The sequence below is a fragment of the Paenibacillus sp. G34 genome (assembly GCF_056856875.1).
This window is the reverse complement of the sequence record NZ_CM166469.1, coordinates 3,782,655-3,801,537: the sequence shown is the minus strand read 5'-3', so window position 1 is coordinate 3,801,537 and position 18,883 is coordinate 3,782,655. Positions and strand designations below refer to the sequence as shown.

The 18,883-nt window shown below is 47.1% G+C and carries 19 protein-coding genes; 10 read left to right on the top strand and 9 right to left on the bottom strand.

All coding sequences use genetic code 11. From position 1 onward, the window contains the following. The first annotated feature begins 43 nt into the window (after positions 1 to 43). Entirely contained in the window at positions 44 to 385 is a 342-nt protein-coding gene (locus AC1VYS_RS17155; RefSeq protein WP_482910709.1) for a cupin domain-containing protein, read from the top strand. 227 nt (positions 386 to 612) lie between these two features. Here the strand turns inward: AC1VYS_RS17155 and AC1VYS_RS17150 are convergent, their stop codons facing one another. The 5 genes from AC1VYS_RS17150 to AC1VYS_RS17130 are packed head-to-tail and all read right to left on the bottom strand — an operon-like array spanning position 613 to position 3,458. Continuing rightward, positions 613 to 912 (bottom strand): metal-sulfur cluster assembly factor, encoded by a 300-nt coding sequence (locus tag AC1VYS_RS17150; RefSeq protein ID WP_145413227.1) that lies wholly within the window; start codon positions 910 to 912, stop codon positions 613 to 615. Between the two features lie 25 nt (positions 913 to 937). Beyond that, the gene (locus AC1VYS_RS17145) at positions 938 to 2,170 is read right to left on the bottom strand and encodes a hypothetical protein (RefSeq protein WP_482910708.1); all 1,233 of its coding nucleotides are present in this window, start codon (positions 2,168 to 2,170) and stop codon (positions 938 to 940) included. A 13-nt stretch (positions 2,171 to 2,183) separates the two neighbouring features. After that, positions 2,184 to 2,837 carry a DUF2249 domain-containing protein gene (locus tag AC1VYS_RS17140; RefSeq protein WP_482910707.1) on the bottom strand — a complete coding sequence of 218 codons (654 nt, stop codon included), beginning with the start codon at positions 2,835 to 2,837 and terminating at the stop codon, positions 2,184 to 2,186. Beyond that, on the bottom strand, positions 2,830 to 3,207 hold the full coding sequence (locus tag AC1VYS_RS17135) for a hypothetical protein (protein WP_482910706.1): 378 nt from the start codon (positions 3,205 to 3,207) through the stop codon (positions 2,830 to 2,832). Before AC1VYS_RS17135 ends, AC1VYS_RS17140 begins: the two co-directional genes overlap by 8 nt. Before the next feature lie 17 nt (positions 3,208 to 3,224). Further along, positions 3,225 to 3,458, bottom strand: coding sequence for a DUF2249 domain-containing protein (locus AC1VYS_RS17130; protein ID WP_482910705.1), 234 nt, complete (start codon positions 3,456 to 3,458; stop codon positions 3,225 to 3,227). 320 nt (positions 3,459 to 3,778) lie between these two features. Between AC1VYS_RS17130 and moaA the strand changes: the two genes are divergently transcribed. From moaA to AC1VYS_RS17100, 6 genes are read left to right on the top strand one after another with little or no spacing between them, the layout of a single operon-like run. Then, a complete protein-coding gene (gene moaA / locus AC1VYS_RS17125; protein ID WP_482910704.1) occupies positions 3,779 to 4,780 on the top strand; it encodes a GTP 3',8-cyclase MoaA in 1,002 nt (333 codons plus the stop codon). Between the two features lie 41 nt (positions 4,781 to 4,821). Continuing rightward, the gene (locus AC1VYS_RS17120; protein ID WP_482910703.1) at positions 4,822 to 8,538 is read left to right on the top strand and encodes a nitrate reductase subunit alpha; all 3,717 of its coding nucleotides are present in this window, start codon (positions 4,822 to 4,824) and stop codon (positions 8,536 to 8,538) included. After that, positions 8,528 to 10,000, top strand: coding sequence for a nitrate reductase subunit beta (narH, locus tag AC1VYS_RS17115; protein ID WP_090917004.1), 1,473 nt, complete (start codon positions 8,528 to 8,530; stop codon positions 9,998 to 10,000). The genes AC1VYS_RS17120 and narH overlap by 11 nt, the downstream gene beginning before the upstream one ends. Positions 10,001 to 10,017: 17 nt before the next feature. Next, complete coding sequence (narJ, locus tag AC1VYS_RS17110; protein WP_482910702.1) at positions 10,018 to 10,674, top strand: nitrate reductase molybdenum cofactor assembly chaperone; 657 nt, start codon at positions 10,018 to 10,020, stop codon at positions 10,672 to 10,674. A 14-nt stretch (positions 10,675 to 10,688) separates the two neighbouring features. Then, the gene (narI, locus tag AC1VYS_RS17105; RefSeq protein WP_482915036.1) at positions 10,689 to 11,402 is read left to right on the top strand and encodes a respiratory nitrate reductase subunit gamma; all 714 of its coding nucleotides are present in this window, start codon (positions 10,689 to 10,691) and stop codon (positions 11,400 to 11,402) included. Next, positions 11,403 to 12,914, top strand: coding sequence for a nitrate/nitrite transporter (locus AC1VYS_RS17100; protein WP_308723367.1), 1,512 nt, complete (start codon positions 11,403 to 11,405; stop codon positions 12,912 to 12,914). 208 nt (positions 12,915 to 13,122) lie between these two features. On the opposite strand, the gene AC1VYS_RS17095 is transcribed toward AC1VYS_RS17100, so the two are convergent. Then, complete coding sequence (locus AC1VYS_RS17095) at positions 13,123 to 13,824, bottom strand: Crp/Fnr family transcriptional regulator (protein ID WP_090916998.1); 702 nt, start codon at positions 13,822 to 13,824, stop codon at positions 13,123 to 13,125. A gap of 135 nt (positions 13,825 to 13,959) precedes the next feature. Here AC1VYS_RS17095 and AC1VYS_RS17090 point away from each other — a divergent pair, with 135 nt between their 5' ends. Beyond that, the gene (locus tag AC1VYS_RS17090) at positions 13,960 to 14,709 is read left to right on the top strand and encodes a YwiC-like family protein (RefSeq protein WP_482910701.1); all 750 of its coding nucleotides are present in this window, start codon (positions 13,960 to 13,962) and stop codon (positions 14,707 to 14,709) included. A 221-nt stretch (positions 14,710 to 14,930) separates the two neighbouring features. Next, entirely contained in the window at positions 14,931 to 15,656 is a 726-nt protein-coding gene (locus AC1VYS_RS17085) for a ZIP family metal transporter (RefSeq protein ID WP_441922636.1), read from the top strand. A gap of 88 nt (positions 15,657 to 15,744) precedes the next feature. On the opposite strand, the gene AC1VYS_RS17080 is transcribed toward AC1VYS_RS17085, so the two are convergent. The 3 genes from AC1VYS_RS17080 to AC1VYS_RS17070 all read right to left on the bottom strand — a co-directional run bounded on the left by AC1VYS_RS17080 (position 15,745) and on the right by AC1VYS_RS17070 (position 17,992). Beyond that, the gene (locus AC1VYS_RS17080; RefSeq protein WP_441922638.1) at positions 15,745 to 16,170 is read right to left on the bottom strand and encodes a YlbF/YmcA family competence regulator; all 426 of its coding nucleotides are present in this window, start codon (positions 16,168 to 16,170) and stop codon (positions 15,745 to 15,747) included. 123 nt (positions 16,171 to 16,293) lie between these two features. After that, positions 16,294 to 16,977: a Crp/Fnr family transcriptional regulator gene (locus AC1VYS_RS17075; RefSeq protein ID WP_482910700.1), complete on the bottom strand. Its 684-nt coding sequence runs from the start codon at positions 16,975 to 16,977 to the stop codon at positions 16,294 to 16,296. A 22-nt stretch (positions 16,978 to 16,999) separates the two neighbouring features. After that, positions 17,000 to 17,992, bottom strand: a complete 993-nt coding sequence (locus tag AC1VYS_RS17070; protein WP_482910699.1) for a multicopper oxidase domain-containing protein — start codon at positions 17,990 to 17,992, stop codon at positions 17,000 to 17,002. Between the two features lie 282 nt (positions 17,993 to 18,274). Between AC1VYS_RS17070 and AC1VYS_RS17065 the strand changes: the two genes are divergently transcribed. Beyond that, entirely contained in the window at positions 18,275 to 18,883 is a 609-nt protein-coding gene (locus tag AC1VYS_RS17065) for an FmdB family zinc ribbon protein (RefSeq protein WP_482910698.1), read from the top strand.

Here is an 18,883-nt window from a genome sequence, read left to right as displayed (position 1 = left end):
TTAAAATGAATACATAACCAGAACAAATAGGAGGATGATGATCATGAGTATCACGTCATTACAAGAAGTTAAAGCATACAGTACAGACCGTTTCACGAAACGGGTGTTGTTTCAACAAGGAGGCGGTGTAACCTTTGTACTTCATTTTCTGCCAGGACAACAGCTTCCCGTTCACAAACATCCCGGTGCTGACCTCACGTTGCTCGTCGTTGAAGGCAAAGGAACACTGATTCTGGACGGAACAGAGCATGTGATTCAGGCAGAAGACGTGGTATCCTGCGGAGGAGAGACGGAATTCGCTTTCCATAACACAAGTGATGCGGAAGTTCGTTTGTTCGTGGTATTGAATAAAGTGCCAGAAGCTTCTTACGCCAAAGATATCTAATATTCTATAGAGCCGAATGAATAATAGGGAATGGGGACTCCGCGAGGAGTTCTTTTTCTTTGCTGCAGTGCATCTCTTTTTACGTGCGAAAAGGAATACATACAAAAACGTACCCTTGGCCTGATTGGATCAGAGCTTGAGTACGCTTTTTGGGGTATTGGTTGTTCATTAGACTGAGTTGTTTGGACACATATCCTTCTGCCGACTTCCTTATTATAAGCACCTGCTTAAAAGTATCCGAGCATTTCTTTGGCTTCTCTGGACATCAGCTGCGGAGACCATTGCGGTTCCCATACCACCTGCACGTCAATATCGGTTTTGTCGGTATTTTCTTGTAAAACCCATTTCACCGCACCAACGATGGTGTCATGTAGTGGACAGCCTGGTGTAGTGAGCGTCATTCGCACCTGGATGCGTTCCGGCTCTTCCTTTACTTCATACACAAGGCCGAGGTCAACGATGTTGACACCAAGCTCCGGGTCGTAGACTTCTTTTAAATACTCGAGTAAATGTGAGGTTTGTTCCATCTTTTCCACGCTCCAATCCATCTTGTTAACGTCTAAATACCAAGGCGATATTTGAAATATATACGATAGAGATCATAGACAGTAATGTTCCGCCAACCATCATCACTTCCGCCAAATTAATCAGAATACCGCTGACTAAGAGCAGACTGGCTGCGACCATCGCAAGTATTCCATGATTGATCCTTTTTTCACTTAACATGCCAGCCATGAGTGGAGTACCAGGACGTCCGGCAAGCTTGCCGTATTTGTGGGTCCACCAAAGAAAAGGCACAATTTTGGAAGCATACCCGAGGATCGTCAGAGATACCCAGCCTCCAAGGTATACCCAGCCAGTCAGAAGCACAACGCGTGAATCAAGGAGTAGCTCTACATCTTGCGAACTATAGATTAACAGAGCCATGGAATATACGAGCAAGGCACGGCTTACATAGACCGTCCAGCGGATTCCGGGGCCAGAGTTGCTTTTATGCCGTTTCTCCTGAATTTGCTCCAGATGGTATACGTAACAGATCAGTGCTCCTGTCAAAAGCAAAAGCGCAAACCAGAGCAAGCCAACTTGGATACCTGTCAGGAATGCGATCACTCCTGTAATAACAGCAGCATTCCACAGGACCAGAACCATCTTTTGCAATCGGATAGAGAAATCATGGGACAAATAAAACATCGGCAGCATTTTGTAACTGAATCCGGTGATTAACATGCCAAACCATCCAAGGGTTCCCATCCAGATATGTGCGCCAAACAATCGTTGATGCAGACCATTCCAGTCGCCAAAAGCAAAATTCAGTCCCATCAGCATGCCGGATAATCCGGTAAGTACAAGATACAGACAGGCACATGCTGCACTGATCGTTACGGGATTCCAAATGGAAGCCCGGAAGAGGGTGACAGCCATGTTCAAGCCAAATAACAAAATGCCGGATAGTGCAAGCGTTGCTGAACCTGCAATCCAGATTACATCTGTGCGAATAAAACCAATCAACATGCCTGTAGCACCGACAGTGAACAAGAAATAGTGACAGTAACCGAGCACTGTACTATAAATATTCGTTTGTAAAATGACATGTATCAACTGATAAACGGCACCCATCGCCAGCATGGTGGCCCATCCGAGTACGAACAAATGCGCATGAAACCAGCCTTCGGGTCCCCTTAATTCATCACCTAGCCAGCCTGTCAATGAGAGCAAGGAGAAGGCGTGATACATTACAAATCCAACGATGCCCGTGATGATAAAAAGAAACGGCAACCTGGACATGGCTTTCGCCCCCTTACCCTTTTTCAATTCTGACTTTGGCTGTGCCATCCGCCTGGTCCTCAACGGTGTAGAGACAACCGAGCTGATTCAATTCCTCGATCAAAAAAACGGGCACGCGGTCATTATGAATAAGTACAACTTCTCCCGGTTTGCAACGTTCAAGTGCAGCTAATGTGCGCATCATTGGCTGGGGTGGCTCCAGTCCGCGATTGTCCAGTACAATGGTTGGCTCTTTCAGTTCCTGTGTTATGGGCTCATCTGACAAAACCTCGGATGTTGAAGTTTCAGCTATTGCTGGAGGTTGCCCTTCACAGGAAGTTATGGCATTCTCTGAACCTGAATCCTCAATCGACGATGAAGTTAATTCAGTTCGAGCCAACGTATTGATTTGAACCGCCGCGGAAATCTTCTCTGCAGCGGTTTTATTTTTTTTATGCACAAATGTGGTCACCCAATGATTGGATTCAAGACGCTCCGATGTACTGGAGTATCCTTTCATTTTCAGAATGCCAAGCAATGGAGTCGGCTTGAACGGCGCATGCAGGACCAATACGTCTTCGCGTTTCAGTTCTTTAACGGTATCCATAATGAGCTGAAAAGGCTCCAGTTTTTTGCTCAGATGAGGGCGTACGTCGAGTTCAACAATATTAATATCGGTTTCAGACATGAACATTCACATCCGTTTCGGTGCTGACTGCCGTAGCTGCTTGCGTCTGCTGAACCAGCTTGATCGAAGATTCATATAAAGCGGCCATGCCTCCGTACAGGGCATAGAAGAATGAATCAGGTGCATCCAGGGAGAAGGAGAGATAGGTTTTGGGGTCCATCTCAAGCACACGCTCAAACAGTCTCGCACTGTCATAGGCATAGAAGCAGAAATGAGTGAATTCGAACACGGGCATTTTCTCGTAAATCGTAATGATCTCCTGTGCATAGGTTGCCTGCTCACGCTGAGCGATCTGAATCATGTATACAGCATCTTCGAGTCCCAGCGTCAGACGCAGTGTAGTCTCGTTAATGATTTCAACATGCGCCATTCCCGTTCAACTCCAATCTATCGTTTAGTGATTCTGACCTGAAACGTTATAGGACCTTGTTCGATATATTCCCAGTCAAAGCCGTCAGGATGTGTCGATTGAAACTGGAAGCGGAGCGGTTTTGGATCGTGATCGTTAACGAGTAACATCGCTTCCTCAGGCTGAAGAGCTTCAAACGTTTCAAAGATAATTTTATGTTTCAAATGAGGTGGATACTCTGTGGCATTAATGGTTGCAGCGTATGTGTTCATGGGTCATTCCTCCAAATTGGGATTAGTGTGGTGTTGCAACTTGATTATAGAAAAGCAGACAGCGGGGCTGTGTGAGCCTGCTCACACCTTTATTTTTGTCATAATCTCGCCTTATTTGGACTGAAATCCTGTTCAGAAAAGGCTTGCGGAGCTTTCATAAATGTGCAACTGTGCGTTATGTTTCAGTTCTTGTGATATTTTGCACAGTTAGCAAAGCCAGACATCATTATGCTTAGCCCATGATTGACAATACATGTGAGGAAGCGAGTGTTCTCCTTTAGCGATGTCATGACAGCACCCAAGAGAAAGGAGGTACGTGTATGGAATCAAAACTAATAGACCCTTTTGGACGTGTGCATGATTACTTGCGTATATCCGTTACGGATCGTTGCAATCTGCGGTGTGTGTACTGCATGCCGGAAGAAGGAATGCAGTTTGAACCGACAGAACGCATTTTGTCCTATGAAGAAATTACATCGATTGTCCAGGCACTTGCTCCGCTAGGCATACGGAAACTGCGATTGACTGGCGGAGAACCTCTCGTTCGCAAGGGGCTGGATCAACTGGTTGCGATGTTATCCGCTATTCCAGGGATTGAAGACATTGCATTGACAACCAATGGCATATTTTTGGCAGCTCATGCCGAGATGCTGAAAGCTGCAGGTCTGACACGCGTGAACATTAGTCTGGATTCGCTCAAGCCGGAGCGATTTGCGCGTATTACACGGGGCGGTAAGGTACATCGCGTGCTGGAGGGCATCAAAGCCAGTCAAAAGGCTGGATTCAAGCCCATCAAGCTAAACGTTGTACTGATGAAGGGTGTAAATGACGATGAGGTGGAGGATTTTCTACGCATGACGCTGGAAGCTCCAATTGATATTCGTTTTATTGAATACATGCCCATCGGAGACAGTGGAACCGGTTGGAAGTCGAGTTATTTGCCGCTTGAACATGTACTGAACACTTGCGGAACCAAGTGGAACTACGAAAGTTGCGGTGATGTGTATGGCAATGGCCCAGCAGATAGTTACCGGATCGTTGGAGCCGCTGGAACATTCGGACTGATTCATCCGGTCAGCAGTCATTTCTGCGGTAGCTGTAACAGGCTCCGATTAACGGCCGACGGTAACATTAAGCCTTGTCTGTACTGGTCAGATGAGTACAATGTTCGCCCGCTCGTTGGTGACGACAAAGCGGTGCAGGATTTATTTTACAAGGCGCTCGGCTCCAAACCCGAAACTCATGACATGGTAAAAGCCTTAAAAGGGCAAGAGATTAACGGAACACCTACGCTGCGGCATATGTCGCAGATTGGAGGATAGGAAGACCAGCATCAACAGGTCACAATTGTGGGAGGACAACAATGAGCAGCAAAAGCATGCCCTGGATGGGTAAACTGAAGTATTTTGCCAAACGTGAAAAAAACGCGGAAGGCTGGAGTGAGATGTCCCCGGTAAACCGGGACTGGGAAGATGTATATCGCCGTCGTTGGCAACATGATAAAGTGGTGCGTTCCACACACGGCGTGAACTGCACGGGTTCGTGCAGCTGGCAGATTTATGTGAAAGATGGCATCGTGACATGGGAAACACAGGCGACGGACTATCCATCAACCGGACCGGATATGCCTGATTTTGAACCGCGTGGATGTCCGCGTGGAGCAAGCTTCTCATGGTATCTATATAGTCCATTACGTGTGAAACATCCTTACGTGCGTGGTGCGCTCCTTGAAATGTGGCGTGAGGCTCTGAAGACTCATGGCGATCCAGTAAAAGCATGGCAAAGTATCGCGAATGATCCGGTCAAAGTGAAGAGATACAAATCGGTACGCGGTAAAGGTGGACTGGTTCGTGCATCATGGGGCGAAGTAACACAGATTATTGCTGCTTCCATGATTCATACGATCAAAGATTACGGCCCTGACCGCATCATTGGGTTCTCCCCGATTCCAGCGATGTCGATGGTCAGTTATGCTGCAGGATCCCGTTTCTTGTCTCTGGTAGGTTCACCACTACTCAGTTTCTATGACTGGTATGCGGATCTGCCACCGGCATCCCCGCAAATCTGGGGAGATCAGACAGACGTGCCGGAGAGTAGTGACTGGTACAACTCAGGATACATTTTGGTCTGGGGTTCCAACCTGCCAATGACCCGTACACCGGATGCCCACTTCCTCGCTGAAGCCCGTTACAAAGGGACAAAAGTAGTATCCATCAGTCCGGATTATGCCGAATATGTGAAGTTTGCAGACACATGGATGTCCGTAAAACAAGGTACAGATGGAGCTCTTGCCATGGCAATGGGGCACATCATCCTGAAAGAATTTTATCTGGATCATCCTACGGAATACTTCATGTCCTATGCGAAGCAATATACGGACTTCCCGAATCTGTTGATTGTGGAAGAGAAGGATGGCGCAAACATTGCAGGCCGTTTCTTGCTAGGGGAAGACCTGGGCATCCAGGGCAACAACATGGCATGGAAGACCCTTGTATATGACGAAAATACGGCATCCTATGCGATTCCAAAAGGTAGTATGGGCTTCCGCTGGGGTGAAGAAGGTACATGGAATCTCAAAATGGAGCAGGTGGATACCGGCGAGCCGATTGATCCAAGACTTTCCATGCTCGGTGTGCACCATGATCTCGTAACCGTGCAACTGCCTTACTTCGATGACGAAGGAAGTCACGTAATGGAACGTCAAATCCCGGTTCGTCGCATCTGGGTTGATGATCGCTGGATTACGGTTACTTCGGTTTACGATCTCGTGCTGGCGAAGTATGGGGTTGATCGTGAAATGACGCGTTCAGCAGACTCTACTGAAATCGTTGCAGGAGTCGTTATGGAAGCGGAAGAGGATAAACCATTTACACCTGCTTGGCAGGAAAAAATCACCCGGGTTGACCGGGATACCGTCGTTCAGATCGCACGTGAGTTTGCACAAAATGCCGTGGATACACAAGGTCGCTCTATGATTATTATGGGTGCCGGCATCAACCACTGGTACAACTCTGACGTAATCTATCGTGCCATTATCAACCTGCTACTGATGACAGGCTGTCAGGGGGTTAACGGTGGTGGTTGGGCTCACTATGTAGGTCAGGAGAAACTACGTCCGGCGGAAGGCTGGCAGACGATTGCGTTTGCGCGTGACTGGAGTGGACCTGCGCGTCTGCAAAATGGTACCTCCTTCTTCTATTTTGCAACAGATCAATGGAGATATGAGGAGACTAAGGTCGGAGAGCTGACCTCGGCACTTGAGGGTGATCCGCGCTTCGAGCACGTGGCTGACTATAATGTTATGGCTGCACGCATGGGCTGGCTTCCGTCTTATCCGCAATTTAACCGGAACTCTATTGATTTGCATCAGGATGCACTGGATGCGGGAGCAAAAACGAATGAAGAGATCGGAGCTTACGTGGCATCCGAACTGCAAAATAAAAATCTGAAATTCTCCATTGAACAGCCTGATGACCCGGCGAACTTCCCGCGTGTGCTGTTTGTCTGGAGAGCAAACCTGATCTCAAGCTCAGGTAAGGGACATGAGTATTTCCTCAAGCATTTGCTCGGTGCCACGAACGGATTGCTGAATGATGATGATCTGGGACTTCGTCCAGAGCATGTGGAGTGGGTGGAACATGCTCCGGAAGGCAAGCTGGATCTTATGGTCAATATGGACTTCCGGATGGCGGGTACAGCAATGTATTCCGATATCGTACTTCCAGCAGCCACATGGTATGAAAAAAGCGACCTGAGCAGTACGGATATGCACCCGTTCGTGCATCCATTCAACCCGGCAGTAGCCACACAGTGGGAATCCCGTTCCGACTGGGATACGTTCAAGGAGATTGCACGTGTGTTCTCCGACATGGCTGCACAGCAGTTCGACGGACCGCAGAAGGAGATTTTGACTACACCACTGCTGCATGATTCACCGGATGAACTCGCGCAGCCGTATGGTGAGATCAAAGACTGGAGTGCTGGAGAATGTGAAGCTATTCCGGGCAAAACGATGCCGCATATTCAGGTCGTAGAACGTGACTATGCTGCGGTTTACAACAAAATGATCAGTCTCGGACCTAATGTGAAGGATAAACCGATTGGTACGAAGGGGATCTCATGGTCTGCAACCGAGGAGTATGAGAAGTTGAAAGGCATTCTTGGTGTTAACCGAAAAGATGGTATTGGACAAGGATGTCCAGATCTGAGTACAGATCGCAACGTTGCAGAAGCAATTCTGACGCTCTCTACCACCACAAATGGCAAGATGGCTGTACGTGCGTGGGAGTCACTTGAGAAGAAGACGGCACTGCACTTGAAGGATCTGGCAGAAGAGCGCTCGGAGGAGTGTTTCACATTTGACGAGATTACGTCAAAACCGAAAACAGTCATTACATCACCTGCATTCAGCGGATCGGAAAAAGGCGGACGGCGGTATTCACCGTTTACAACCAACGTAGAGCGTCTGATTCCATGGCGGACATTGACGGGTAGACAACAGTTTTATATCGACCATGCGATGCTGCGTGAGTTCGGTGAGACACTGGCGACCTTCAAACCGATTCTGAAACATACACCGTTCCATCCAAACAGCAAACGTCCGATTGAGGGCGGCAAAGAAATCGTACTGAACTACATGACACCGCATAACAAGTGGTCCATTCACAGTATGTACTATGATGCACAGCCGATGTTGACATTGTTCCGTGGTGGCCCAACGATCTGGATGAATCATGAAGATGCTGAGGACGCCGGCCTGGTGGATAATGACTGGATCGAATGTTTCAACCGTAACGGGGTCGTTGTGGCAAGAGCAGTTGTTACGCACCGGATTCCACGCGGAGTAGCCTTTATGTATCACGCTCAGGACCGTCACATTAACGTTCCGGGTACGAAAATATCACAGACACGCGGTGGTACGCATAACAGTCCGACTCGTATTCACGTGAAACCAACGCATATGATCGGTGGTTATGCCCAGTTAAGTTATGGTTTCAACTATTATGGCCCGACAGGCAACCAGCGTGACCTGAACGTCATCATTAGAAAACTGCAGGAGGTGGATTGGCTTGAAGATTAAAGCACAAGTCAGTATGGTCATGAACCTGGACAAATGTATCGGATGCCATACATGCAGCGTTACATGCAAAAACACCTGGACGAATCGTCCAGGTGCAGAGTACATGTATTTTAACAATGTCGAAACGAAACCGGGTGTCGGTTATCCGAAACAATGGGAGGATCAGGAGCGTTATCGCGGCGGCTGGGAGATGAAAAACGGCAAGCTGGAGCTGAAATCCGGTACACGTGCCAGACGTTTGCTTAACATTTTTCACAACCCGGATCAACCAACAATTGACGACTACTACGAGCCTTGGACTTATGATTACGAAAAATTGACCAACAGTCCGGAGAAAAAACACCAGCCGGTCGCAAGACCGAAATCCCAAATCACGGGAGAGTACATGAACCTCGAATGGGGTCCAAACTGGGAAGATGACCTCGCCGGTGCTCATATAACGGGGATGGAAGACCCGAACATGAAAGGTGTCGAGGAATCGATCAAAATGGATTTTGAACAGGTATTTATGATGTACCTGCCGCGAATCTGTGAACACTGTCTGAACCCGTCTTGTGTGTCCTCTTGTCCATCAGGTGCCATGTACAAACGGGAAGAGGACGGTATCGTACTGGTTGACCAGAATGCTTGTCGTGCATGGAGATTCTGTGTATCCAGTTGTCCTTACAAAAAAGTATATTTCAACTGGCAGACGAACAAAGCCGAAAAATGTACACTATGCTTCCCGCGGATTGAAGCGGGTCTGCCAACGATCTGCTCCGAAACTTGCGTTGGGCGTATCCGTTATATCGGTCTGATGCTCTATGATGCAGACCGCATTGAAGCGGCAGCATCGGTTGAGAATGAAAAGGATCTGTATGAGTCACAAATGGATGTTTTCCTTGATCCGAATGATCCTGAAGTCATCCGTGAAGCACGGGCAGCAGGCATTCCAGAGGACTGGATTATTGCAGCGCAGCAGTCCCCGATCTACAAAATGGTGATTGACTGGAAGATCGCACTTCCACTGCACCCTGAATACCGCACGATGCCAATGGTATGGTACATTCCGCCGTTAAGCCCGATCACGAACCGGGTAGAAGGCCAAGGAAGCTCGCTCGAAGCAAACGATATTTTCCCGGCGATTGATAACATGCGTATTCCGGTTGAATATCTGGCGAACCTGCTTACGGCTGGAGATACAGGACGTATTCGTGAAGTACTGCGCAAAATGGCTGTCATGCGTATTCATATGCGTAACCAGCAAACCGGCAAAACAAGTGAGTCCGACCTGCTGGATATGGTAGGCATGAGTGCGCAGGAAGTTGAAGATATGTATCGTCTGCTCGCTATCGCGAAATACGATGATCGTTTTGTGATCCCACCAGCTCACCGTGAGGAAGTGGCGGATCTCTTCAGTGAACAAGGCAGCTGCGGTCTTGACTTTGCAGGCGGCCCGGGTTCTTGCGGCGTATTCTCATAGGAGAGGAGACAACAACGATGACAATTGATATCGATCCAGAACCAATCGTAAAGCCGATGTACGACATGGAAACAAGACGAATGGTCTGCAAACTGATCTCCTATCTGCTGCAATATCCGGATACCGAGTGGAGAGAGGGATTACAAGGCGTACAGGAAGCTGTCCTTTCGATCTCTGATGAAGAAGTGAAGCAGACCGTGTTAACCTTCATCAGTAGTGCTCAGGCTTTAGATGCCATACGGTGGCAGGACGCTTATGTTCGTTCGTTTGACTTTGATAAAAAATCGAATCTTTATCTCACCTATGCTTTGCATGGCGATGAGAGGGATCGCGGGCCAGCACTGATTGATTTGAAGCGCAGATATGAAGCGGCTGGTTTCTATATGGAAGCTACCGAACTCCCGGATTACTTGCCCATGGTGCTCGAATTCATTGCCGAGGCTCCTGAGCAGGATGCCATTGGAGTTCTGGATAGTTGCCATAAAGCGCTGGTATCGATGACCGAAAGCATTGCAGGACAAAACAGTCCATACGGGCCGCTCCTTACGCTGATGTTACAGGTGATGCCCGAGCCGTCTGTTTCGGACGTACCTGAACCAAGCAAAGAAGAACAGAAACAACCGCTTGGCGGTCTGAACGAGATCGTTGAGCTGATGAGGAGGGGCAGTCGGTGAGTACACTGGAATTAATGTTATGGGGTGCTCTCCCGTATATGGTCATCGTGTTTTGTATCACAGCGACCATCTGGAGATATGTAACCAATCCGTTTAGTTGGACATCCAAATCAAGTGAGATGCTGGAAAAACGGTTGCTGCGATGGGGAAGTTTACTCTTCCACATCGGCATTTTCGCCGTCATCTGCGGACATATTGCCGGTTTGCTTGTACCGATCGAATTTTACCACTGGATCGGTCTGAGTGACGAAGCCTATCATATGGGCGCTGTGTTCGGCGGATTACCGGCAGGAATTATTGCATTTGCCGGTTTGGTTATTCTTTTGATACGCCGCTATACGGCTCGTAGAGTGCGCGCAACAAGCAGCGTTGGGGATTGGCTGGCCCTTGCCATGCTGATCATTGTTATCGTGACGGGTATTTTGGCAACTTCAGCCAATGCGGTAAATCATAGTGGGTTTGATTATCGTACAACGATTAATCCATGGCTGCGAGGACTTCTGGTCTTCCAACCTGATCCGGCTCTGATGCAAACTGTGCCCATGAACTTCAAAGTTCATATTTTACTTACATTTGTGCTGTACTGTGTGTTCCCATTCACTCGTCTCGTTCACATGCTAAGTATGCCTCTCGGATATCTCAGACGTAGCTATGTGCTGTATCGCAGAAGAGACGGAGCCGTGTATCCGAATCAGAATCAAGAACAACATAAGGAAAGGGCGATGTAAATGCAGCAAAAAGGTAAAGTTCAACTGCCCTTGCAAACCGCAAGTCTGATTCTCGGTTTCATGGTATGGGTGATTCTGTCATCACTCATGCCTTTCATTAAAGAAGACATCGTACTTACGTCATCACAGCTGGCTTGGGCAACGGCCATTCCGGTATTGATCGGTTCGATTGCTCGTATTCCGATTGGGTATTGGACGAACCGCTACGGGGCACGTAACATTTTCATGATCAGCTTTGTATTGTTACTCGCTCCCGTATGGTGGGTAAGCCGCGCAACATCGTTCAGTGATCTGGTCATTGGGGGATTTTTCCTCGGGATCGGTGGAGCTGTGTTCTCTGTTGGAGTAACCTCATTACCGAAGTATTATCCCAAAGAGCGTCACGGTTTTGTTAACGGGATCTATGGTATTGGTAACCTGGGTACGGCGCTTTCGGCGTTTGGAGCTCCTTTGGTTGCTGCTCAGGTGGGTTGGTCCAAAACCGTATTATTTTACAGTATTCTTTTAATTGGTATGGCGGCACTCAACTTTGCTTTGGGAGACAAAAAAGAAACACGTGTCACCCTTCCTCTGATGCAGCAGCTAAAAGACGTATCACGCAATAATAAACTGTGGCTCTTGTGTCTTTTTTATTTCCTAACGTTTGGTTCATTCGTGGCGTTCACCGTCTACTTGCCGAACTTCCTCGTAACCAATTTCCAGATGGATAAGGTTGATGCCGGACTTCGCACCGCGGGATTCATCCTGGTCGCAACAATTATGCGTCCGGTTGGCGGATGGCTGGGTGATAAATTTAATCCGTTCAAAATATTAATGTTTGTATTTGGCGGATTGACGGTAGCAGCGATTGTGTTATCCTTCGCGCCATCCTTCTATATCTATACAGTAGGCTGTCTGACAGTTGCGCTTTGCGCGGGGACAGGTAACGGTACGATTTTCAAATTGGTGCCAATGTATTTCGTCAAACAGGCAGGAATCGCGAATGGTATGATCTCAGCTATGGGTGGTTTGGGTGGTTTCTTCCCTCCATTGATGCTGACACTGTTGTACAGTATGACAGGGCATTATGCGATTGGATTCATGGCGTTATCCCAGATTGCACTGGTAAGTCTCGTGCTTGTCATCTGGATGTTCTATCAGGAGAAACTTCAACTGTCTGCCAGCATTTTGGAGAATACAATTGAAGCGATTCTGGTGACAGATACGAACAGTGTTATTCGTTCTGTGAATCCAGCCTTCACGGCAGTTACAGGTTATACAGCTGAAGAAGCGGTAGGACAGAAGCCAAGCATGCTGAAATCAGGCAAGCAGGATAAAAAGTTCTATGATCAGTTGTGGCAGGAACTGCGTGACAAAGGATACTGGCAGGGAGAGATCTGGAACCGGAAGAAAAACGGTGAGGTCTATCAGGAATGGCTTAGTATTACAGCGATTCGTAATGAAGCTGGAGAAGTCAAATATTACGCCGGTATGTTCAGTGACATGAGTAAACCCGATCTTACGATTGCCTGAGCAAATCACATAAACGGAACAGGTTTTGAAAAAGTGATCCAACATACAGCAAGAGACCTTAACTTGATTTACAGTAGTTAAGGTCTCTTTTTTCACAGGCGGTGGTCGCCACATTCGGTATAGAAGAAAGAAGAAAGAAGAAACAAGAAGCAAGAAACAAGAAAGAAGATAGAAGAAGCAAAATGCATGCGGCGTTTTATCATTATGCTCAGGCGTCTCGTTGTTCCTTTAAAGCCTGCAGGTTATGAATGATGATGCGACTACGATCAACCTCAAGCAATTCATCTTTCGCAAGCTGGTTCAGCAGTCGATTGGCTGTCTCCCTTGTCGTTCCTATGGAATTGGCAAATTCCTGGTGGGTCATGGGCAGATTGATGACAATTTTATCTGCTTGTTGCTGACCATGTTGCTCTGCCAGCATGAGAAGAAAGGAGAGTACACGATTACGCACATCCTGACCGGAAAGCACTTGTAACTTATCTTGTAATTCGCGTATTTTATCGCCAAGTACACGCATGATTTTGATGGCAATGGAAGGTGTGCTGAGCATGAGCCGTTCAAAATGACGGACAGGGATCGCCAGCAGACTTGTCGGTGTAATCGCAACAGCGGTAGCGGGATATGGATGCGCATTGAAAAATCCGGTATGTGGGAACATATCTCCTGTTTTGAGAAAGGAGACAATCTGTTCATGTCCGTTCTCGTCTGTTTTGTACGCTTTGACAATGCCGGTACGGATGAAAAAGACCGCTTCTTTTTCACTACCTTCACTAAAAATCACAGTTTTTTTGCTGATGCTGCGGGATATGGCGATTTCTTCAACTTGTTTCAACTCTTCAGGGCTAAGATCCTGAAAAATAGGGAATTGCTGCAGAAATTCTGCTGCGTTTTCTTTATTTACCCGGGTCATACGAGTTCATCCTCTCTATACGCATAAACGTTAATTTTGATGTTTTTATTTGTTCTTCATATCTTCATATCTTCATATCTTCGTGTCTTCAGCAACGAAAGCTTCATTTTGTAATGTTAAATCGAATCGGAGGTTGTGATTGAATTGAAAAGCAATGCAAGTACGAACCTAAAACCAATCGTTATCCCTCATGAGCACGGAGGGTGGGCGATGGTCAGTGTACCTTTTCTCGTCGGTGTGGCGGCAAGCAGCCCTCAGTGGCTTCATGTGCCTCTGTTCATAGCCTGGCTTGGCCTATATCTGACCGCATATCCTTTGCTGCAATCACTTAAACGGAACGCGAATCGTCAACGATTATATACATGGGCTGCCATATACGGTTCAATTGCTTTAGTCTGTCTCATACCGGCGGTTATCGGGCAATCTTCGCTGTTATGGTTTGGCCCTATGTTGGCTGGCCTGCTTCTGGTGAACATCTGGCATGTGAGACATAAGGCCGAAAGATCCCTCACCAATGATCTCTGCGCGATGCTGGTGTTCTCCCTTGGCGGAGCGGCCGCTTATCTGATTGGCAGTGGTGAATGGGATTACGGAATGGCCATCGTTGTATTATTTTCCTTTTTACATTTTACAGGAAGTACGTTCTTTGTGAAATCCGTCTTTCGGGAACGCAACAATCCACGCTGGATCAGGTTGTCACGCCTTGTCCATGTTGTACTCTTATTCATTCCGGCTATCGTTGGGTACCCATGGATGGGGCTAGCCTTCGTCTATTCTGCTGCAAGAGCGTTTCGATATGCAGGTCAAACCCTACGTCCTATGAAGGTGGGCATCATTGAAATCATTGGAGCGGTGCAATTCCTGCTCTGGTTCATCCTTCTGTAAATGACATCATTTTATCATAACGTGATTTAAGTCCACATCAGGTGACATAGGTCACACCGTCATCGGATTGACATGGAATGATGAATTGAAAGGGGAAGTCAGGCTTGTTTAACTGATTATTTTGTGAAAATAAAGTCCGTTGAATCAGGCGATTGTTTTTAATCTGTCACCCCGGGTTAATGGGAGATAAAACAATTTGGAAGAGAGAGGGGCCTTCCCTGATGTGGACTGCATTCATGTGGGGCGGCATCTCCGCCTCAGCGGTAGTGATTGGTGCGCTTGCAGCCTTGTTTATGAAGATTCCGAAGAGGGTTATCGGTTGGATTATGGCTTTCGGGACAGGTACGCTGATTGGTGCAGCTACGTTCGAGCTTCTTGGGGATGCACTGAACGATGGCGGCATGTTACCAACAGCGATCGGTTTTACCGCTGGAGCCGTCGTATATACAATATTTGATTGGCTCATCTCAGCTAAAGGTGGTTCGGATCGGAAACGTTCCAATAAGAAAGACTCAAGCCAGCAAAGCGGGCTCGGCATATTCGCAGGCACCGTGATGGATGCCATTCCCGAGTCGATCATGCTGGGTGCCAGTTTGCTGGCGGGGAACGGTGTCAGTGTGGTGCTGGTGGTATCGATTTTTGTCAGCAATGTTCCTGAAGGCTTATCTAGTACCGCAGGACTGAAGAATAGCAAGTATAGCAAAGGCAATATTCTGTTGATGTGGCTCGGTGTGTTGTTGATCTCTGCTCTTGCCGCAATGGGCGGGTATCTGTTTCTGGAACAGCTACCCAAAGAGATGGGAGCAGCGATTGGTGCTTTTGCCGGAGGAGGCATTATAGCTATGCTTTGCTCAACTATGATGCCTGAGGCTTTTGAAGAAGGAGGCCCTGTCGTAGGGTTGATTGCATCGATGGGATTACTGGTTTCTTTACTGCTGGATATCTAATCGAAAAAAAAGAGTATCCCCTCAGAGCCATTCTGAGTTAAGGATACTCTTTCTTGTAGCTTGATCTCGCTTAGAAGTTAAGTAGAAATTAGTGTCCGGAGCAGTTTCCGCCGCAACCACAGGCTTCTTTACCCAACTCTTTGGCTTCGGGCAGACGATTTAATTCAACGGATTTTGTAAAATAGTTGCTAATCTGTTGGTGCAATTGGCTGAATTCACGTTGTGCATAGATAAATCTGCGAATCAGCGGATGATCGTAAAGCGCGCGTTCCTCTTCTTCGTAGATTTTAATCTCGGATTCGAGCAACTCCATATTTTGACGCTCTTTCTCTTCGAGAGCCTGATGTTTCTCCATAAAGCGTTCATATTGCTCGGTCGCTTGTTCGTCTGCAGCAAATTGGTCGATCATCTCACGCATCTCTTTGTAGCCTTCATCCTGTAACAATAGGGAGCATAGCTCCTGCATTTTATGCATAATGAGTTGTTTGTCCAATTTAACAACGGTAGTCGTCATAAGGTTAGCCTCCTGAAAATTCTATTCTTGTTATTCACTTTATACTGTTAATCAGACGTTCACTGTGACGATACTCACAACCTGGGTTAAATAGTTTACATATGCAAGCAGGCGATGAATTGATCAGGAGATCATATCTTTCAACTCCTGTAGCTGCAGAATACGAATCTCATTACCTTTTACCTGAAGCAGCCTCTGATGTTGCATGAGATTTAATTTACGGCTCAACGTCTCCGGTGTAATTCCTAAGAGCAAAGCCATATCCTTTTTGAAAACAGGCAGTCGGATCTCAGGGTTAGCATGATTCCGGGTATGGAAATCGAGCAGCAACTTCGCAATTTTTTGCTCCGTCGTCATTGCGCTGAGGGAACTGTTCCACTCGTCGGTCTCATTGAGCAGACGGGTGATGGCAAGCAAGAAATGATAAGCAAGTTTGGGATCATGTTCAAGTAGCTGGTCAAAGTCCTGTTTGCGGATGGAACAGATCGACGAGGTCTCAAGAACCTCCGCATTGGATTGATGGGGTGTCTGATGTAGTAATGAATGCTGTCCGAAAAAATCACCGGAGAACAGAAACCGGATAATATGTTCTTTGCCGTTCTCGTTATATTTGGATAGTTTCACACTACCCTGATGTATTACAAAAAGGCTGTCTGAAAGTTCGCCTTCTTGCACAATATATTCGCCTTTTAGAAATTTGCGGGTATGGAGGAGCGAGGTCAGCAATGCAGCGTCCGCAGGGTCCAGATGCTGAAAAAGCGAAACTTTGGTGAAACAGGCATCGTTTTTTCCATGGGTACAAATCATTTCTTAGTCACCTCTTTATATATTAATGAGCCATAGTCTCACCACCGTGATTTTTACCATCTTTCGTTACACGGATTACGGCAGATGCACCTTTGTCTACATGCTTGAATTGATGGGTTACGATGGGATAGTCACCTTCTTCGGTGACGGTAAACTCAACGACCGCGCCTCCGCTGGCGGGAAGCATAACGGTCTGAATCCCATACTCGATGTTTCTTGGATTACCGTCCTTGTATACCCGATCCATAATCGTACCTACAACATGGAAGGAAGAGACTTCGTTTGGACCGGCATTACTGACATAGATGCGCACGATATCTCCTACTTTGGCCAGCAGTGGATGTTCTTTCAGGGTATAGGTATTGCCATTAAAAACGACATACTCCGGTTCCCCGTTAACAAATGAATTGTAATCATGTTCCTTATACCATTCACTCTGCACCAGAGTATACGAACGGTCAACGAGATGATCCGAAGGGTATCCTGCTTTGGGTTCAACGATAATCATGCCGTACATGCCGTTGGAAATGTGGGCGAGAGTTGGTTTGCTTCCGCAGTGGTACATAAATACGCCTGGATTGGAGGCAGGATAGGTGAAAGTGCCTTCTTTCCCCGGCATGACATCGATGAATTTACTGCTCGGAGAAGCATGAACGGCATGCATGTCCATTGAGTGGTTCATGCGGGTATCTTTATTTTTTAACGTAAAAACGATCGTATCTCCCTCTTTGACACGCAGGACGGGGCCGGGAGAAGTCCCATTAAACGTCCAGGCGTTATAGATGACACCTTTCGAAATTTCGATATCGGTCACTTGGGAGGTCATTTCAATATAGACGGTTTCGCCTTCTCTGCGAATGACCGGATCAACGGGTGGCTGACTTGGAGCAGAGCTGGAGAAGGCCTCTTCATTTTGATTGTGCTGCACGGGACTTGTGGCATTGCAATGAGAGAGTGCGGCAGTAAAGATGGTCAGAAGCAGCGTGTACTTGAAAATGTTGGGAAACGAGAGCATAGAGTCACTACCTTTCAATTAACAAGTGATGATTTTCACAAAAACGTATTTGGGAGATGGTAATGATGAGAGACTCTTAAGTCTAGATTACGATATCGATGGGATCATCGGTGTGACGAAGCACACATTTGTGTAGGACTAAGGACGTTATTTTGAGACAGCGAGCCTGGATTTGTTGTGCTTGGGTAAAGAGTTTCATATAATTTTATTAACGGCTCATTTGGAACAATGTGGGATGAATGACTGATTCAGCGTAAGGTTCAATGAAAGGAGAGGTTGAATGTGAAACGTTTCGAAGACGAAGGGGCATACAAATACAGCTTTTATTCTGTGCTTTACCGGGGAGAGCGAGTTGATGTCAAATGTCCAGAATGCGGCGGGTACGCTTATATCGAGCGCATTAATGGAAAAGTGCAGTGGAAATGTAGTCAGTGCTACGCTCATGCAGTCAAAGAAGCCGACTACGAGTATGCAGCTAAGGGATATTGTACTGTATGTGAGCGGTGGTTTACGGTGTTGGTAACCGATGAGAAGATGACACCCCATCCGCTAGCCCATATTACATGTCCACACTGCGGGGCAAAAAATCGAGCTAAACTGCATAAAAGGCAGGTCAGTCGAGGTTATTACAACGAAATTCAAAAGGGCAGGGACCCGCTTTTTGGTCTGGAACTCTATTTTCTGGACTATATTCGAGGCAAACAGATCTGGGCTGTCAATCGGCAACATCTGAATTATCTTTTGCAGTATGTATCGGCTGATTTACGTGTGAAATATGGGGGCAGATCTCTGAAAACTGCATCACACAGTGTTCCTGTCTACATCAAGGAGGCCAAAAATAGGGAAGCCGTAACTCGCGTGTTAACCAAGATGCAGCATAACTTCAGATAA

Coding starts and splice junctions, on each gene's coding strand:
- moaA (WP_482910704.1), top strand. CDS start 3,779: ATGGAATCAAAACTAATAGACCCTTTTGGACGTGTGCATGATTACTTG.
- AC1VYS_RS17140 (WP_482910707.1), bottom strand. CDS start 2,837: ATGTCTGAAACCGATATTAATATTGTTGAACTCGACGTACGCCCTCAT.
- AC1VYS_RS17130 (WP_482910705.1), bottom strand. CDS start 3,458: ATGAACACATACGCTGCAACCATTAATGCCACAGAGTATCCACCTCAT.
- AC1VYS_RS17085 (WP_441922636.1), top strand. CDS start 14,931: ATGTGGACTGCATTCATGTGGGGCGGCATCTCCGCCTCAGCGGTAGTG.
- AC1VYS_RS17070 (WP_482910699.1), bottom strand. CDS start 17,992: ATGCTCTCGTTTCCCAACATTTTCAAGTACACGCTGCTTCTGACCATC.
- AC1VYS_RS17095 (WP_090916998.1), bottom strand. CDS start 13,824: ATGACCCGGGTAAATAAAGAAAACGCAGCAGAATTTCTGCAGCAATTC.
- AC1VYS_RS17135 (WP_482910706.1), bottom strand. CDS start 3,207: ATGGCGCATGTTGAAATCATTAACGAGACTACACTGCGTCTGACGCTG.
- AC1VYS_RS17150 (WP_145413227.1), bottom strand. CDS start 912: ATGGAACAAACCTCACATTTACTCGAGTATTTAAAAGAAGTCTACGAC.
- AC1VYS_RS17075 (WP_482910700.1), bottom strand. CDS start 16,977: ATGATTTGTACCCATGGAAAAAACGATGCCTGTTTCACCAAAGTTTCG.
- AC1VYS_RS17080 (WP_441922638.1), bottom strand. CDS start 16,170: ATGACGACTACCGTTGTTAAATTGGACAAACAACTCATTATGCATAAA.
- AC1VYS_RS17155 (WP_482910709.1), top strand. CDS start 44: ATGAGTATCACGTCATTACAAGAAGTTAAAGCATACAGTACAGACCGT.
- AC1VYS_RS17145 (WP_482910708.1), bottom strand. CDS start 2,170: ATGTCCAGGTTGCCGTTTCTTTTTATCATCACGGGCATCGTTGGATTT.
- narI (WP_482915036.1), top strand. CDS start 10,689: ATGTTATGGGGTGCTCTCCCGTATATGGTCATCGTGTTTTGTATCACA.
- narJ (WP_482910702.1), top strand. CDS start 10,018: ATGACAATTGATATCGATCCAGAACCAATCGTAAAGCCGATGTACGAC.
- AC1VYS_RS17120 (WP_482910703.1), top strand. CDS start 4,822: ATGAGCAGCAAAAGCATGCCCTGGATGGGTAAACTGAAGTATTTTGCC.
- AC1VYS_RS17100 (WP_308723367.1), top strand. CDS start 11,403: ATGCAGCAAAAAGGTAAAGTTCAACTGCCCTTGCAAACCGCAAGTCTG.